The following is a 15,653-nucleotide window of genomic DNA, read 5'->3' as shown; positions in this document are numbered from 1 at the left end:
TCAATTAACCAAGAACCGTCTGGGCGACGATGTTGCGCTGCACTTCATTGCTGCCGCCGTAGATGGTGGTCTTGCGCAGGTTGAAGTAGGTCGAGGCCAGCGGCGCCAGGTAAGACGCGCCGACGAACTCGCCCTGCCAGCCGGCGTCCATCGCCTCGGGCAGGAACGGGATCGCATAGGGGCCGGCAGCCAGCATCATCAGCTCGCTGTAGCGCTGCTGGATCTCGCTGCCCTTGATCTTGAGCAGGCCGGCGATGTCCAGCGAGTTCTTGCCCGACTTCTCGGCCGAGAGCACGCGCAGCACCAGCATCTCCAGCGCCACCACGTCCACTTCCAGCTTGGCGATCTCGTCGCGGAAACGCCGGTCCTCGTAGACGCCCTCGGCCTTGGCGATGCGCTTGACCCGCTCCAGCTCGCGCTTGGCGCGGTTGACGTCGGCGATGTTGGTGCGCTCGTGGGACAGCAGGTGCTTGGCGTAGGTCCAGCCCTTGTTCTCCTCGCCGATCAGGTTCTCGGCCGGCACTTCGACGTTGTCGAAGAACACCTCGTTCACCTCATGCTCGCCGTCCAGCATGATGATCGGCCGCACGCTGACGCCGGGCGACTTCATGTCGATCAGCAGGAAGGAGATGCCGGTCTGCGGCTTGCCGTCGGTGCCGGTGCGCACCAGGCAGAAGATCCAGTCGCCGTGCTGCGCCAGCGTCGTCCACGTTTTCTGCCCGTTGACGATGTACTTGTCGCCCTTGCGCTCGGCCCGGGTCTTGAGCGAGGCCAGGTCGGAGCCCGACCCCGGTTCGCTGTAGCCCTGGCTCCACCAGACCTCGCCGCTGGCGATGCCGGGCAGGAAGCGCTGCTGCTGCTCCTGGTTGCCGAAGGCCATGATCACCGGCGCCACCATGACCGGCCCGAAGGGGATGATGCGCGGCGCGCCGGCCAGTGCCGTTTCTTCTTCGAACAGGTGCTTCTGGATCGCGTTCCAGCCCGGGCCGCCGAACTGCTTGGGCCAGCCATAGCCCAGCCAGCCCTTCTTGCCCAGGATCTTGGCCCAGCGCTGCAGGTCGTCGCGCGTCAACCGCAGCGCGTTGTGGACCTTGTCCGATATCTCCTTGGGCAGGTTCTCTCGAACCCAGCCGCGGATCTCTTCGCGGAACTTCTGTTCCTCGGGGGTGAATGCCAAATCCATGATTAGTCCTCCGGTCGTCCTGTGCCTGCTGACGGATTATCGGCACGCTCGTGCTTTTCGGGCTGTCGGAGAGGCGACACGCCCAGCTGCTCGCACAGATCCTGCAGCGCCGAGCGCAGTTGCGCGACCTCGGTTTCCAGGATCTGGACCCGGGCCTCGAGTCCGCCCCGGGCGGCCGCGTCCGGCTCCCGGGAATGGCCCGCCGCCGCGCCGGCGTCGACCGGCCCGCACAGCAGATGGGCCCAGCGCTGCTCGCGCATGCCGGCGGCACGCGGCAGCTTCACCACCAGCGGGCCGCCCTTGTCCGGCGAGCGCGCCTCCAGTTCGTCCAGGAAGCCCTCGACCGAGGAGATGTCGGCGAAGCGGTACCAGCGCTCGCAGTTGATCCGCAATTCCCCCGCTGTCTGCGGGCCGCGCAGCAGCAGCAGGCCCAGCAGCACGGCGGACTGTTCCGGCACCCCGATGGCGCGCTGGAAATTGTGTTCCCAGCGGGTCACCCGGCTGCCGCTGGTTTCGAACACCAGCGCATGGCGCTTGAGCGTGTCGAGCGCTTCCTGCGCCTGGGCATCGCTGACATTCATCAGCGGCTCGCGGCTGGATTTCTGGTTGCAGCCCAGCACCAGCGAGTTCAGCGTCAGCGGATAGCTGTCCGGGACGGTGCGGGCCTTTTCCATCAGCGTGCCCAGCACGCGGGCCTCGATCGGGGAAAGGACTGGCGTCATGGCATTGATAATTGGGAGGTGAAGAACATCGTGATCCTGATCTCCGGCGGCGGCTCCAACATGGCGGCCATTGTGCGCGAGGCGCAGCGCGGCAACTGGCGCGAGACGCTGGACGCCCGGGTGGCGGCGGTGATCAGCAACCGCGCCGACGCCGGCGGGCTGGCGCTGGCCCGGGAGCAGAAGATCGCCGCCGAAGTGGTCGACCACAAGGGCTTTGAATCGCGCGAGGCCTTCGACGCCGCGCTGGCCGATGCGGTCGACCGCCACCAGCCGGCGCTGGTGGTGCTGGCCGGTTTCATGCGGATTCTGACCCCGGCCTTCGTCGGGCGCTACGCCGGCCGGCTGCTGAACATCCATCCCTCGCTGCTGCCGGCGTTCCCGGGCCTGCACACCCACCGGCGCGCCATCGAGGCCGGCTGCAGAGTCGCCGGCGCCACGGTGCACCTCGTCACCCCGGAGCTGGACCACGGCCCGATCCTGGCGCAGGCAGCTGTGCCCGTGCTGCCCGGCGACAGCGAGGAAACGCTGGCGGCGCGGGTGCTGACCCAGGAGCACCTGCTCTATCCGCGCGCCATCGCCGGCCTGCTACGCACCGTCTAGCGGCGTGAAGCGCCGCTGGCGCACCCCGTCGATCACCAGCTCCTCGTTGAACATGGCGGCCGGCCGGACCCACAGGCCGTGCTCGCCGTACAGCGCGCGGTAGAGCGTCATCGGCTCCAGCGTCTCGCTGTGGCGCACCGTGCCGACCACGTCGTACAGCATGCCCTTGTAGTGGCGGTAGCGGCCGGGCGGGGTCTCGATCAGCGGCGGCAGGTCCTTGTCGGTCATAAGTGATGGGGTGGATGGGACAATCGGGGCATGCATCCTAAAGCCCTGCTCGACGCCTGTGCCGAACTCGTCGCGCTCACCCTGAAATTCGACCATCCCGCGGACTCCATCGTCTCGCACTATTTCCGCAGCCACCGCTCGCTGGGGCCGCGCGAGCGCGCCACCCTGGCCGAGACGGTCTACGCCGTGCTGCGCAAGAAGCTGCTGTTCGACCACTTCGCCCCGTCCGGCAGCGGGCCGAAGGAGCGCCGGCTCGCCATCCTGGGCTTCTACGGTCCGCGCGACTTCCTCATGAGCGCGATGACCGACCAGGAGAAGAACTGGCTGGGCCAGATCGACACCGTCAAGACCGCCGACCTGATGGAGCGGCATCGCCACAACCTGCCCGAATGGCTGGTGCAGCCGCTCAAGGAGCAGCTGGGCGACGAGTTCTGGCCGCTGGTGGAGGCCCTGAACCAGCCGGCGCCGCTGGACCTGCGCGTCAACATCCTGAACGACAAGCGCCCGGAGGTGCAGAAGGAACTCAAGACTGCCGGCATCAAGTCGACCATCACCCCGTATTCGCCCTGGGGCCTGCGGCTGGCCGACAAGCCGCAGCTGGCCAAGGTGGACGCCTTCGCCCGTGGCGCGATCGAGGTCCAGGACGAAGGCTCGCAGCTGCTGGCGCTGATCCTGGACGCCAAGCGCGGCGAGATGGTGGTGGACTTCTGCGCCGGCGCCGGCGGCAAGACGCTGGCGATCGGCGCCACCATGCGCAACACCGGCCGCCTGTATGCCTTCGACACCGCCGCCCACCGGCTCGACGCGCTCAAGCCGCGGCTGGCCCGCAGCGGCCTGTCCAACGTCCATCCGGCGGCGATCGCGCACGAGCGGGACGAGCGGATCAAGCGCCTGGCCGGCAAGATCGACCGGGTGATCGTCGATGCGCCGTGTTCGGGGCTGGGGACGCTGCGGCGCAACCCCGACCTGAAGTGGCGGCAATCGCCCCAGTCGGTCGCCGAGATGACGGTCAAGCAGGCCGCAATCCTGCAGAGCGCGGCGCGGCTGCTCAAGCCGGGCGGCCGCCTGCTCTATGCCACCTGCAGCATCCTGCCGCAGGAGAACGAGGCGATCGCGCAGGCCTTCAGCGCCGCCAATAGTGAGTTCACTCCACTGCCGGTGGCCGAGATCCTGTCCAATCTGAAGGTCGAGGCGGCGGCCAGCCTGTGCAGCGGGCCGCAGACCGGCCAGGAATACCTGAGGTTGTGGCCGCACCGGCATGCGACCGACGGCTTTTTCGCTGCTGCCTGGCAGCGCAGCGGCACGTAAAAGTCACATTCTTTGACGCAAGTCAGACTTGCTGTTCTTATTCACAGCTTGATTTGGAACCCCGCGCCGTAAAATGGCTCTTACTTGTAGGGCCACCCTGATGGCCTTCTTTTTTGAGAGAGACAATTTCCCTATGTTGCTTCCCGATTGGGCCGTGCTGAACGCGGCGATAGACTGGCTCGGACACGGGCTGTGGAACCTGGCCTGGTGGCAGGTCGTCCTTTACACGCTGGTGACCACACACATCACCATCGCCGCAGTCACGATCTTCCTGCACCGCACCCAGACCCACAAGGCGATGGAGCTGGGCCCGATCCCCTCGCATTTCTTCCGTTTCTGGCTGTGGCTGAGCACCGGCATGGTCACCAAGGAATGGGTGGCCATCCACCGCAAGCACCACGCCAAGTGCGAAACCATCGACGATCCGCACAGCCCGCAGGTCAAGGGCATCGACGAAGTGCTGTGGCGCGGCGCCGAGCTGTACCGCAAGGAGTCCAAGAACATGGACACCATGGAGCGTTACGGCACGGGCACCCCGGATGACTGGATCGAACGCAACCTGTACACCCGCTACAGCTGGCAGGGCGTGGGCCTGATGCTGATCATCAACGTCGCCCTGTTCGGCATGGCCGGCCTGGCGGTGTGGGCGGTGCAGATGCTGTGGATCCCGATCACGGCTGCCGGCATCATCAACGGCATCGGCCACTATTGGGGCTACCGCAACTTCGAGGCGCCGGACGCCAGCCGCAACGTCTCGCCCTGGGGCCTGCTGATCGGCGGCGAGGAACTGCACAACAACCACCACACCTACCCGACGTCGGCCAAGTTCTCGGTCAAGAAGTATGAATTCGACCTCGGCTGGGTCTACATCCAGATGATGAGCGCGATCGGCTGGGCCAAGGTCAAGAAGGTACCGCCGAAGCTGCAGCTGGGCGAGATCAAGCCGGTTGCCGACGAGAAGACGCTGGAGGCGCTGATCGCCAACCGCTACGAGGTGATGGCCCGCTACGCCAGCGAGATGCGCCGCGCCTGCAAGGTGGAGATCGACCAGCTCAAGGCGCGCCAGGCCGATGTGTCGCCGCTGAAGGCCGCCAAGCGCTGGCTGCACCGCGACGACGACAAGGTGCCGGCGGCCGCCCGCGGCCAGGTGGCCCAGGCCCGCGCCGCCCACCCGGTGCTGGACAAGATGGTCACGATGCGCGAAGAGCTGCGCCAGCTGTGGCTGAGCACCAACCTGACGCGCGAACAGCTGGCCGTCAACCTGCAGTCCTGGTGCCGCCGCGCCGAGGAAAGCGGCATCGCCCAGCTCCAGCAGTTCTCCATGAAGCTGCGCTCGGCGCGCGGCTAGCCGCAAGGACCCATGCGCCCGGCCACTTGGCCTGGCGCTTCGAAGCAGCCTCCCGCACCCCCGGGAGACTTTTCTTTTTCAGCACCGCTGCCGGCCCAACCCATCATTTCGATGCGCCCCCTGCGCGATACCGCCCTGCTGGCGCTGCTGCGGCTGCGGCCCTCCGAGTGGCAGAAGACCCTGGCCTTCGCGGCCCTGATCGGCGTCACCGGCGCGCTCGCGACCATCGGCTTTCGCGGCGCCGTGCTGCTGGCCGAGCACCTGCTGTTCGGGCGCCAGGACGGCCTGGTGCGGATCGCCGAAGGGCTGGCCTGGTGGCAGCGGCTGGCGATGCCGGCCGCCGGCGGCGCCGTCGCCGGCCTGCTGCTGATGTGGGCGCGCCGGCTCGGCGCGCAGAAACCGGCCGGCGACTACATGGAAGCCATCTCGCTGGGCAGCGGCGACCTGCCGGTGCGGGTCTCGCTGGTGCGGGCGCTGTCGTCGGCAGCGACCGTCGCCACCGGCGGAGCGATCGGCCGCGAAGGTCCGATGGTGCAGCTCGCGGCGCTCACTGGATCGTTGCTGGGCCGCTGGCGCCGGTCCCCGATTCCGCGCCGCCGGCTGCTGGTGGCATGCGGCGCCGCCGCCGGCGTGGCCACGGCCTACAGCGCGCCGATCGCCGGCGCCCTGTTCGTCGCCGAGATCGTGCTGCAGTCTGTCGCCATCGAAAGCCTGGGCCCGCTGCTGGTGGCGGCCGTGATGGCCAACCTCACCCAGACCGCGCTGGTCGGCTTCTCGCCGGCCTACCGCATGCCGGGCTTCGTCCTGCCGCACGGCACCAGCACCCTGCTGCTGGCCGGGCTGGGGCTGGTCGCCGGGTTCGCGGCGCCGGCGTACCTGTGGCTGCTCGATCGCGCGCACGGGGCGTTCGGGCGCTGGCCGGCGGCGCTCTGGCTCAAGCTCGGCGCCGGCGGCCTGATCGTCGGCGCGCTGTCGATCGCCAAGCCCGAGGTCTGGGGCAACGGCTACAGCGTCGTCAACTCGATCCTGCAGGGCAACTGGCCCTGGACCGTGCTGATCGCCGTCCTGGTGTTCAAGCTGCTGGCGGTGGCGGCGACCACCGGCTCCGGCGCGGTTGGCGGCATCTTCACGCCGACCCTGTTCGTCGGCGCGGTGGCGGGCGCGCTGTTCGGCGCCGGCGTGCAGCAGCTGTGGCCGGGCCTGCTGCCCGTGCCGGCCAGCGTCGCGGTCGGCATGGGCGCCTTCCTGGCGGCCTGCACCCACGCGCCGCTGATGTCGGTGCTGATGATCTTCGAGATGACCGAGAACTACGGGGTGGTGGTACCGCTGATGCTGGCCTGCGTGGTCGGCTATTTCATCTCGCGCGCGCTGCGGCCCGAGTCGATCTATTCGGCGGTGCGCGCCTTGCTACCGGCGCCGTCCCTGGCGATCGCGGCGGACTTCCTGCGGCGCGACAGCGCCACCGTGCGCGCCGGCCAGAGCCTGCGCGAACTGGAAGAGGTGTTCCTGCGCTATCGCTGGCAGCACGTCTATGTGCTGGACGACGAGGGCAGCTTCCTGGGCGCCATTTCGCTGTACGACCTGGCCCCGCTGCTGCGCGAGGGGCACGGCGAAGCGGGCTGGCCGGCGCAGCTGCTGCGAACGGATTACCCGCGCGTCAGCAGCGTGACGCCGTCCTGGCAGGTGCTGGAGACATTTGCCGCCCATCCCGGCGAGCGGCTGCCGGTGCTGGACGGGCGCGGCCGATTGCTCGGCCACGTGACCAAGACCGACGTCGTCCTGATGTTCAGGGAACGGCTCGGCAACTAGCGGCCGCTTCGCGACCGCTGCTGGCTCAATCCTTCAGGTCGGCCGGCACCTTGCCGCCGTTGGCCGCGAGCTTGTTCATCACCTGGCGGTGCAGCCAGATGTTCATTTCGGCCGAGCCGTCCTTGGCGCCGGTGTAACCCAGCTCGGTCGCCAGGTCCTTGCGCTCCTGCAGGCTGCTGTCCAGGTCCAGCAGCTTCATCAGGTCGACGATGGACGTGCGCCAGTTGAGCTTCTGCGGGTTCTGGGCGGCCAGGCCGTTCAGGACGGCCTCCACGTCCACCGGCTGCTGGGCGGCGGCGCCTGCGGCCACGCCGGCTGCGGCGGCATCGCTGGCGCTGGGATAGGAAGGCGCTGCACTGACCTGGTCGGCCGGGGCGGATGCGGCGGCGCCGCGGTGGAAAATCTTGTCGAAAATCTTGCTGAAAACGCTCATGGGATGCTCCGGGTGCAAAGGCGGAAGTGCCTTGGCGCCATGGTCAGGCTGCGCACAGCGCGGCAGTGTCGGACAAGCGCCATTTCGCGCAAGGACGAGCAGCCGAAAAAAAGCCCCGCATCGGCGGGGCTGTCTGGATCCCCGGGGTGAGCCGGGAGAAATGAACTGCCTGCCCCTGGCGGGGCGGGCCTCACTTGAGCTTCGTTTCCTTGTACTCGACGTGCTTGCGGGCCTTGGGATCGAATTTCATGATCGCCATTTTCTCGGGCATCGTCTTCTTGTTCTTGCTGGTGGTGTAGAAGTGGCCGGTTCCCGCAGTGGATTCCAGCTTGATCTTTTCGCGTCCGCCTTTGCTCGCCATGATATTTCCTTAGTCAGTTGGGGACAGAGCTAAAGGCCTGTCCCGCAAAGTCATTCGATGATTAAGCTTGACCGCGGGCGCGCAGGTCCGCGAGCACGGCGTCGATGCCGTTCTTGTCGATCAGGCGCAGGGCCGCGCTGGAAACGCGCAGGCGAACCCAGCGGTTTTCGGTCTCGACCCAGAAACGGCGGTATTGCAGGTTCGGCAGGAACCGGCGCTTGGTTTTGTTGTTGGCGTGGGAAACGTTGTTTCCGACCATCGGGGCCTTGCCCGTGATTTCGCAGACGCGTGCCATAAGCACTCCAGTAGTTGCAAACGGCCGTCCCAGCAGGGAGAGCCTGACCTCGCCAGAAGGGTGGCGGTAACCCGAGTGCCGAACCAGCCTTCCCAGGCGAATTCAGCAAAGCCCTGGATTATAGCCTGCCGGCCGGGAACGGCTTTATTGCGCCTGTTCCAGGAAGCGCTGGGCGTCCAGCGCCGCCATGCAGCCGGTGCCGGCGCTGGTGATCGCCTGGCGGTAGACGTGGTCCTGCACGTCGCCGGCGGCGAACACGCCCGGCACGCTGGTCATGGTGGCGAAGCCCTGCAGCCCGGACCTGGTGACGATGTAGCCGTCCTTCATCTCCAGCTTGCCCTGGAAGATCTCGGTGTTGGGCGAATGGCCGATGGCGATGAAGCAGCCCTTGAGCTGCACGTCGGACTTCTCGCCGGTCCGGGTGTCCTTCAGCCGGACGCCGGTGACGCCGGTCTTGTCGCCGAGCACCTCGTCCAGGGTGTGGAACAGCTTCAGCTCGATCTTGCCGGCCGCCACCTTCTCCATCAGCTTGTCCACCAGGATCGGTTCCGCCTTGAACTTGTCGCGCCGGTGCACCAGCGTCACCTTGTTGGCGATGTTCGACAGGTACAGCGCCTCTTCGACCGCGGTATTGCCGCCGCCGATCACGCAGGTGTCCTCGCCGCGGTAGAAAAAGCCGTCGCAGGTGGCACAGCCCGAGACGCCCTTGCCCATGAAGGCCGTCTCCGATTCCAGCCCCAGGTACTTGGCCGAGGCGCCCGTTGCCAGGATCAGCGCATCGCAGGTGTAGCTGCCGCTGTCGCCCTTGAGGGTGAACGGGCGCTTGCTGAAGTCGACTTCGGAGATGTGGTCGAACAGGATCTGGGTCTTGAAGCGTTCCGCGTGTTCGAGGAAACGCTGCATCAGGTCGGGGCCCTGCACCCCGTGCACGTCGGCGGGCCAGTTGTCCACGTCGGTGGTCGTCATCAGCTGGCCGCCCTGGGCGATGCCGGTGACCAGCACCGGGCTGAGGTTTGCGCGCGCGGCGTAAATGGCCGCGGTGTAGCCTGCCGGGCCCGATCCGAGGATCAGGACTTTGGCGTGTTGGGTGGTGCTCATGGTGGAAAACCTGTGTGGAAAACGCGACAGCTCGGTGTACAGTTCGGCCCGATAACGCCAGTATCAAGTGATGATGAACGGGTGATGGCTGCCAATTTCAATCCGTGCGATTGTAAGAACCCATCGAAAGGCTCGCGCCGGAAGGGATTACAGACATGTCGATGCTCTCGAATCTGGAGCTGATCCGCAGGGTCCCGCTGTTCGCGTTGCTCACCGCCAACCAGGCGGAGGCGGTCGCCGACGCGGTCACCAAGCGTCGCTTCAAGCGCGGCGAGGTGATCGTCGAGCAAGGCGAGAAGTCCAACACGCTGTTCATCATCCTCACGGGCCGCGTGCGGGTGGTCACTTCCGACAAGCGCGGCCGCGAGGTGATCCTGGCCACGCTGCAGCCGGGCGACTACATCGGCGAGATGAGCCTGATCGACAACGAGCCGCATTCGGCCACGGTGCGCGCCGAGGTGCAGACCGACATGCTGACGCTGGGGCGCGCCGAATTCGCGCGCTGCCTGCCGGAAAACAGCTCGATGTCGTACGCCATCATGAAGGGGCTGGTGCAGCGGCTGCGGCAGGCCGACCGCAAGATCGAATCGCTGGCGCTGATGGACGTGTACGGACGCGTGGCCCGCTCGCTCCTCGAGTTCGCGCTGCCGGACCGGGAAGGCCTGCTCACCATCCGCGAGCGCATCTCGCGCCAGGACATCGCCAAGATGGTCGGCGCCTCGCGCGAGATGGTCAGCCGCGTGATGAAGGACCTGGAAGACCGCGGCTTCATCGAAACCCGGGTCGACGGCTCGATGCTGATCAAGGACAGGTTGACGACGCTTGGCTGACGCAGCGCCGTCGCGCGATGGCGGCACCGGGGACGTGCGTTAAGCTCGCCGGACGCCCATGACCTACTCGCTCAACACACTGAACAATCCGGCCCCGGGCTCGGGTCCGCAACGCGGCGTCGTCGGCCGCTTCGCCCACGAAATCGTCATCATCCTGGGCCTGGTGGCGCTGGTGTTCTGGCTGATGGCGCTGGCCAGTTATTCGATCGACGACCCCGCCTTCTCCACCTCCGGCAGCGGCGCCGCGGTGCGCAACTGGGGCGGCCGCCTCGGCGCCTGGGTGGCGGACGGCAGCCTGTTCCTGTTCGGCCTGTCGGTCTGGTGGTGCGTGGCCGCCGGCGTCCGCGCCTGGCTGTCTGCCCTGGCGCGCTGGATGCGCGCCGGCGAGGCGGAGCCCGACCAGCCCCAGGGCTTCAGCCACACGCAACTGGCGTTCTGGATCGGCCTGGCGGTGCTGCTGTGCGCCAGCACGGCGCTCGAATGGTCGCGCCTGTACCGGTTCGAGGGCCAGGGCCGGCTGCCCGACCACGCCGGTGGCGCGCTCGGCTACCTGGCCGGGCCGCTGGCGGTGACGTGGCTCGGGTTCACCGGCTCGGGGCTGGTCTGCATCGCGCTGGTGGTGCTGGGGTCGGCGCTGGTATTCCGCTTTTCCTGGAGCCATGTGGCGGAGCGGGTCGGCGCCGCCATCGTCGGCTTCATCGAGTCGCGGCGCGAGAAGCGCGAGATCGCCCAGGACCTGGCCTTCGGCCAGCAGGCGGCGCGCGAGCGCGAGGAGATCCTGATCGAGGAGCGCATCGAGATCGTCGAGCACCATCCGGTGCCGGTGCTGATCGAGCCGGAGATCGTGGAGGTTCCCAAGAGCACGCGGGTGGCCAAGGAAAAGCAGAAGCCCCTGTTCATGGAACTGCCCGATTCCAGGCTGCCGCAGGTGGACCTGCTGGACGGCCCGCAGGGCCGGCAGGAGACGGTGTCGCCGGAAACGCTGGAGATGACCAGCCGGCTGATCGAGAAGAAGCTCAAGGACTTCGGGGTCGAGGTGCGCGTGGTGCTGGCCCAGCCCGGCCCGGTAATCACCCGCTACGAGATCGAGCCGGCCACCGGCGTCAAGGGCTCGCAGATCGTGGGCCTGGCCAAGGACCTGGCGCGGTCCCTCAGCCTGGTGTCGATCCGGGTGGTGGAAACCATCCCGGGCAAGAACTACATGGCGCTGGAGCTGCCCAATGCCAAGCGGCAGTCGATCCGGCTGTCGGAGATCCTGGGCTCGCAGGTCTACCACGAGGCCAAGTCGATGCTGACCATGGGCCTGGGCAAGGACATCGGCGGCCTGCCGGTCGTGGCCGACCTGGCCCGGATGCCGCACGTGCTGGTGGCCGGCACCACCGGCTCGGGCAAGTCGGTGGGCATCAACGCGATGATCCTGTCGCTGCTGTACAAGGCCGAGGCGCGCGACGTGCGCCTGCTGATGATCGACCCCAAGATGCTGGAGATGTCGGTCTACGAGGGCATCCCGCACCTGCTGGCCCCGGTGGTGACCGACATGCGCCAGGCCGCCCACGGCCTGAACTGGTGCGTCGGCGAGATGGAGCGGCGCTACAAGTTGATGAGCAAGCTGGGGGTGCGTAACCTGGCCGGCTACAACCACAAGATCGACGAAGCCAAGGCCAGAGAGCAGTTCATCTCCAACCCCTTCAGCTTGACGCCGGACAGCCCGGAGCCGCTGGAGCGCTTGCCGCACATCGTGGTGGTGATCGACGAACTGGCCGACCTGATGATGGTGGTCGGCAAGAAGATCGAGGAGCTGATCGCGCGGCTGGCGCAGAAGGCGCGCGCCGCCGGCATCCACCTGATCCTGGCCACCCAGCGCCCCAGCGTGGACGTCATCACCGGCCTGATCAAGGCCAACATTCCCACGCGGATCGCCTTCCAGGTCTCCAGCAAGATCGACAGCCGCACCATCCTCGACCAGATGGGCGCGGAAGCGCTGCTCGGGATGGGCGACATGCTGTACATGCCCAGCGGCACCGGCCTGCCGATCCGCGTCCATGGCGCGTTCGTCAGCGACGAGGAAGTGCACCGCGTCGTGGCCTACCTCAAGGAGCAGGGCGGCGAGCCCAATTACATCGAGGGCGTGCTCGAAGGCGGCACCGTCGACGGCGAGGAGGGCGACCTGCTGGGCGGCGACGCCGGCGGCGAGAAGGATCCGATGTACGACCAGGCGGTCGAAGTGGTGCTGAAGAACAAGAAGGCCAGCATCTCGCTGGTGCAGCGGCACCTCAAGATCGGCTACAACCGGGCCGCACGGCTGGTGGAAGACATGGAGAAGGCCGGCCTGGTGAGCGCGATGAGCGGCGCCGGCCAGCGCGAGATCCTGGTTCAGCAACGGGCCGAATGAGCCCGCGTCCTACGAACTTCCTGCTTCCGCGGGGACCCAACCCGGCATGAAGAAACTCATCACCTCAGTGGCACTCCTCGCCTGCGCGCAGTTTGCGTCGTCCGCATTTGCCGGCGGCATGGAAAGCCTGGAAAACTTCGTCAAGACCGCCAAGTCCGGCCGGGCCGACTTCAGCCAGGTCGTGACGGCGCCCGGGCGCGACGGCCAGGCGCCGCGCAGCAAGACCTCGACCGGCTCCTTCGAATTTTCCCGGCCGGCGCGCTTTCGCTTCGACTACAAGAAGCCGTTCGAGCAGACCATCGTGGCCGACGGCCAGACGCTCTGGCTGTATGACGTGGACCTGAAGCAGGTCACGTCGCGCAAGCAGGCGCAGGTGCTGGGCTCGACGCCGGCGGCGCTGATCGCCTCTTCGCCGGACCTCAACGCGCTGAAGAAGGACTTCAGCCTGGAAGCGATCGCCGACCGCGACGGCCTCCAATGGGTGCAGGCGACGCCGAAGGTGAAGGACGGCCAGCTGCACAGCGTGAAGGTGGGCTTTCGCGGCAACGAGCTGGCGGCGCTCGACATCCTGGACAGCTTCGGCCAGCGCTCGGTCATCAGCTTCAGCAAGATGGAGCTCAATGCCGGCGTCTCGCCGGACAGCTTCCAGTTCAAGGCGCCGCAGGGCGTGGACGTGGTCAAGCAATAGCGCCGCCGGCAGCGCGGCCGGGGCGCCGCGTCAGCTCCCGATCAGGGCACTCACGCATTCCGCCTGGCTGCCAGTGGCGCCGCCGCCACGCCAGCGCGCTTGAAGATGGTTGGTTGACGTAGCTCAATCCGGCCAGGCACGGCGAGCGCACATTGGACTCCCCACAAAGGGAGTCTGCGCATGAAGAACCTTGACCGCGCCTGCGGATCTCCGGCCCCGCTCCGGCGATGGATGATGGCCATCGCGCTGCTCGCATTCGCGACCCTGGTGTCGCAGCCCGCGTCTGCACTGCCGCTGTTTGCGCGCCAGACCGGACAGAACTGCGTCGCCTGCCACGCCGGCGGCCAGTTCCCCGAGCTCACCCCGTACGGGCGCATCTTCAAGCTGACCGGCTACACCATCGGCAAACGGACGATCCCGCTGTCGGCGATGGCGGTGCTCTCCAATTCGAGGGTGGCCGACACGTCCAAGAGCGACAACCCGGACGACGACTTCCAGAGGAACGCACGGACCATCCTGGCGACAGGCAGCCTGTTCCTGGGCGGCAAGATCACCGACAACCTGGGCGCCTTCGCACAGATCACCCACGACCCCTACGCCACCCGGTCTGCCGACGGCCAGTTCCATGGCCACACCAGCGCCGACAACATCGACCTGCGCTACGCCGACCGCTTCATCGACCCGAAGCGCGACCTGATCGTCGGGCTGTCCGTCAACAACAACCCGTCGGTCTCCGACCCCTGGAACACCGCAGCGGCGTGGATGCAGTATGTGCCCGTTCCGAGTCCCACCAGCAGCCGGTTCATCGACGGCAACGCACCCTATCCGTCCTATGCCGCCGGCGGAAACATCGCGGGCCTGACGGCGTACGCCTTCTGGAACCGGACCATCTATGCCGAACTGGGCGGGTACGGCACGTCGCGCGGCCCGCTGGCGTTCATGCACGCCGGGCTGGCCGACGACAGCGTGACCAAGCTCAAGGGCATCAATCCCTACTGGCGCCTGGCCTGGAACCACGAGTGGGGACCGCACAGCCTGATGGTCGGGACGGCGGGCATGACGGCCAGGATCTACAACGATCCGCTGGACACCTCCGACGACTCCACCATCCACCGCACCCGGGACCTGAGCATCGACTCGCAATACCAGTACCTGCTGGATCCGCATGCGGTCACGGCGCAGCTGGTCTACCAGCACAGCCGCCACAGCTATCCCGGTGGCCTGGCCAACCAGCCGGTGCCCTTCGTCGATGCGCTTGGCAATCCGCTGGCCAACACCAGCGCCGCCGACACCACCAACCTGCTGCGGGCCAAGCTGACCTACGTGTACCGGGCGCGCTATGGCGGCAGCGTCGGCTTCTTCAACCTGACGGGCAGCACCAACACCGCCAACCAGAGCTCGGGCTTCAGTCCCGACACGCTGGCCATCACATCGGACCCGGCCGCGCTGGCCCCTTCGCAGCGGGTCGGCGGCAACCTGTCGGGCGACCCGGCCACCCGCGGCATGACCTTCGAGGCGTTCTGGGCACCGGTCCAGTACCTGCGGCTGGGCGCGCAGTACACGGCGTACAGCCGCTATAACGGCGCCGCGCAGAACTACGACGGATTCGGGCGCAACGCGCGCGACAACAACTCGCTGTTCCTTTATCTGTGGGCCGCGTATTGAGGCGGTGCCTTCCGACATCCGCAATTCCTTAAGGGACGCCATCATGAAGCTCCGACCAATCGCCCTGGCACTGCTGGGCGCCGCACTGGCGACCGGCTGCGCCCACCCGGACCGCTCGCGCGACCTGGGCAACCCTAACGTGACGGCGGTGACGCTCGCGCAGCAGGTCTGCTCCAACTGCCACGGCCTCACCGGCAACAGCGTGTCGCCCAATTTCCCGAACCTGGCCGGCCAGATGCCAGCCTATCTGGTGGAGCAGCTCAGGGGGTTCAGAAGCCACGGCCGGCAGGATCCGGCCGGCTTCGAGTACATGTGGGGCCTCAGCCGCAGCCTGACCGATGCGCAGATCGACGGCCTGGCTGCCTACTATGCGGGCCAGCCGGCGACGCCGCTGCCGCCCGAGGGAGGCGCCAGCCGCGTGGCCGCGGGCAAGGCGATCTTCCATGACGGCCTGCCGGCCCAGAACGTGCCGGCCTGTATCGCCTGCCACGGCGAAAACGGCCAGGGCAATGCAGGTTTCCCGCGGCTGGCGGGCCAGCACGCCGATTACACCGCCAAGCAGTTGCTGGTGTTCCAGCGCACCGACGAGCGGCCCGAGGGCGCGGTCATGAAGGTGGTGGCGCACGAACTGACGGCGGAGAACATCAGGAACGTCGCGGCCTACGTGCAGGCGCTGGGCAGTCCCTAGCGGCT

General features: G+C 67.4%; 16 protein-coding genes. 9 read left to right on the top strand and 7 right to left on the bottom strand.

Annotation, left to right across the window (positions count from 1 at the left end; genetic code table 11):
• Positions 1–4: 4 nt before the first annotated feature.
• A complete protein-coding gene (locus tag ACFPOE_RS12950) occupies positions 5–1,183 on the bottom strand; it encodes an acyl-CoA dehydrogenase family protein (RefSeq protein ID WP_376850498.1) in 1,179 nt (392 codons plus the stop codon).
• Between the two features lie 2 nt (positions 1,184–1,185).
• A complete protein-coding gene (locus ACFPOE_RS12945) occupies positions 1,186–1,905 on the bottom strand; it encodes a YceH family protein (protein ID WP_376850497.1) in 720 nt (239 codons plus the stop codon).
• 18 nt (positions 1,906–1,923) lie between these two features.
• Here ACFPOE_RS12945 and purN point away from each other — a divergent pair, with 18 nt between their 5' ends.
• Positions 1,924–2,505: a phosphoribosylglycinamide formyltransferase gene (gene purN / locus ACFPOE_RS12940; RefSeq protein WP_376850496.1), complete on the top strand. Its 582-nt coding sequence runs from the start codon at positions 1,924–1,926 to the stop codon at positions 2,503–2,505.
• Here purN and ACFPOE_RS12935 read toward each other — a convergent pair.
• A complete protein-coding gene (locus ACFPOE_RS12935; protein ID WP_376850495.1) occupies positions 2,491–2,733 on the bottom strand; it encodes a DUF1653 domain-containing protein in 243 nt (80 codons plus the stop codon). The genes purN and ACFPOE_RS12935 overlap by 15 nt on opposite strands.
• Before the next feature lie 30 nt (positions 2,734–2,763).
• Here ACFPOE_RS12935 and ACFPOE_RS12930 point away from each other — a divergent pair, with 30 nt between their 5' ends.
• The 3 genes from ACFPOE_RS12930 (at position 2,764) to ACFPOE_RS12920 (ending at position 7,198) form a co-directional block, all read left to right on the top strand.
• Positions 2,764–4,041 (top strand): RsmB/NOP family class I SAM-dependent RNA methyltransferase, encoded by a 1,278-nt coding sequence (locus ACFPOE_RS12930; RefSeq protein ID WP_376850494.1) that lies wholly within the window; start codon positions 2,764–2,766, stop codon positions 4,039–4,041.
• A 133-nt stretch (positions 4,042–4,174) separates the two neighbouring features.
• A complete protein-coding gene (locus ACFPOE_RS12925; protein WP_376850493.1) occupies positions 4,175–5,389 on the top strand; it encodes a DesA family fatty acid desaturase in 1,215 nt (404 codons plus the stop codon).
• A gap of 111 nt (positions 5,390–5,500) precedes the next feature.
• A complete protein-coding gene (locus ACFPOE_RS12920; RefSeq protein WP_376850492.1) occupies positions 5,501–7,198 on the top strand; it encodes a ClcB-like voltage-gated chloride channel protein in 1,698 nt (565 codons plus the stop codon).
• 25 nt (positions 7,199–7,223) lie between these two features.
• Here the strand turns inward: ACFPOE_RS12920 and ACFPOE_RS12915 are convergent, their stop codons facing one another.
• From ACFPOE_RS12915 to trxB, 4 genes are all read right to left on the bottom strand, one after another.
• Positions 7,224–7,631: a DUF3597 domain-containing protein gene (locus ACFPOE_RS12915; protein ID WP_376850491.1), complete on the bottom strand. Its 408-nt coding sequence runs from the start codon at positions 7,629–7,631 to the stop codon at positions 7,224–7,226.
• 190 nt (positions 7,632–7,821) lie between these two features.
• Positions 7,822–7,992 (bottom strand): 50S ribosomal protein L33, encoded by a 171-nt coding sequence (gene rpmG, locus ACFPOE_RS12910; RefSeq protein ID WP_141510265.1) that lies wholly within the window; start codon positions 7,990–7,992, stop codon positions 7,822–7,824.
• Between the two features lie 61 nt (positions 7,993–8,053).
• Positions 8,054–8,287, bottom strand: coding sequence for a 50S ribosomal protein L28 (rpmB, locus tag ACFPOE_RS12905; RefSeq protein WP_376850490.1), 234 nt, complete (start codon positions 8,285–8,287; stop codon positions 8,054–8,056).
• 144 nt (positions 8,288–8,431) lie between these two features.
• The gene (gene trxB, locus ACFPOE_RS12900; protein ID WP_376850489.1) at positions 8,432–9,385 is read right to left on the bottom strand and encodes a thioredoxin-disulfide reductase; all 954 of its coding nucleotides are present in this window, start codon (positions 9,383–9,385) and stop codon (positions 8,432–8,434) included.
• Between the two features lie 155 nt (positions 9,386–9,540).
• Between trxB and ACFPOE_RS12895 the strand changes: the two genes are divergently transcribed.
• From ACFPOE_RS12895 to ACFPOE_RS12875, 5 genes are all read left to right on the top strand, one after another.
• Positions 9,541–10,215: a Crp/Fnr family transcriptional regulator gene (locus ACFPOE_RS12895; RefSeq protein ID WP_376850488.1), complete on the top strand. Its 675-nt coding sequence runs from the start codon at positions 9,541–9,543 to the stop codon at positions 10,213–10,215.
• 58 nt (positions 10,216–10,273) lie between these two features.
• Positions 10,274–12,607, top strand: a complete 2,334-nt coding sequence (locus ACFPOE_RS12890) for a DNA translocase FtsK (RefSeq protein ID WP_376850487.1) — start codon at positions 10,274–10,276, stop codon at positions 12,605–12,607.
• A gap of 46 nt (positions 12,608–12,653) precedes the next feature.
• Positions 12,654–13,295: an outer membrane lipoprotein periplasmic chaperone LolA gene (lolA, locus tag ACFPOE_RS12885; RefSeq protein WP_376850486.1), complete on the top strand. Its 642-nt coding sequence runs from the start codon at positions 12,654–12,656 to the stop codon at positions 13,293–13,295.
• Positions 13,296–13,529: 234 nt separating this feature from the next.
• Positions 13,530–14,960: a cytochrome C gene (locus ACFPOE_RS12880; protein WP_376850485.1), complete on the top strand. Its 1,431-nt coding sequence runs from the start codon at positions 13,530–13,532 to the stop codon at positions 14,958–14,960.
• A 43-nt stretch (positions 14,961–15,003) separates the two neighbouring features.
• A complete protein-coding gene (locus ACFPOE_RS12875) occupies positions 15,004–15,648 on the top strand; it encodes a c-type cytochrome (RefSeq protein ID WP_376850484.1) in 645 nt (214 codons plus the stop codon).
• Positions 15,649–15,653 lie beyond the last annotated feature (5 nt).

The sequence above is a fragment of the Caenimonas terrae genome (genome assembly GCF_042655405.1).
GTDB lineage: Bacteria > Pseudomonadota > Gammaproteobacteria > Burkholderiales > Burkholderiaceae_C > Ramlibacter > Ramlibacter terrae_A.
Note: the sequence above shows the minus strand (reverse complement) of the source record. Positions and strands in the feature narration are given on the sequence as shown.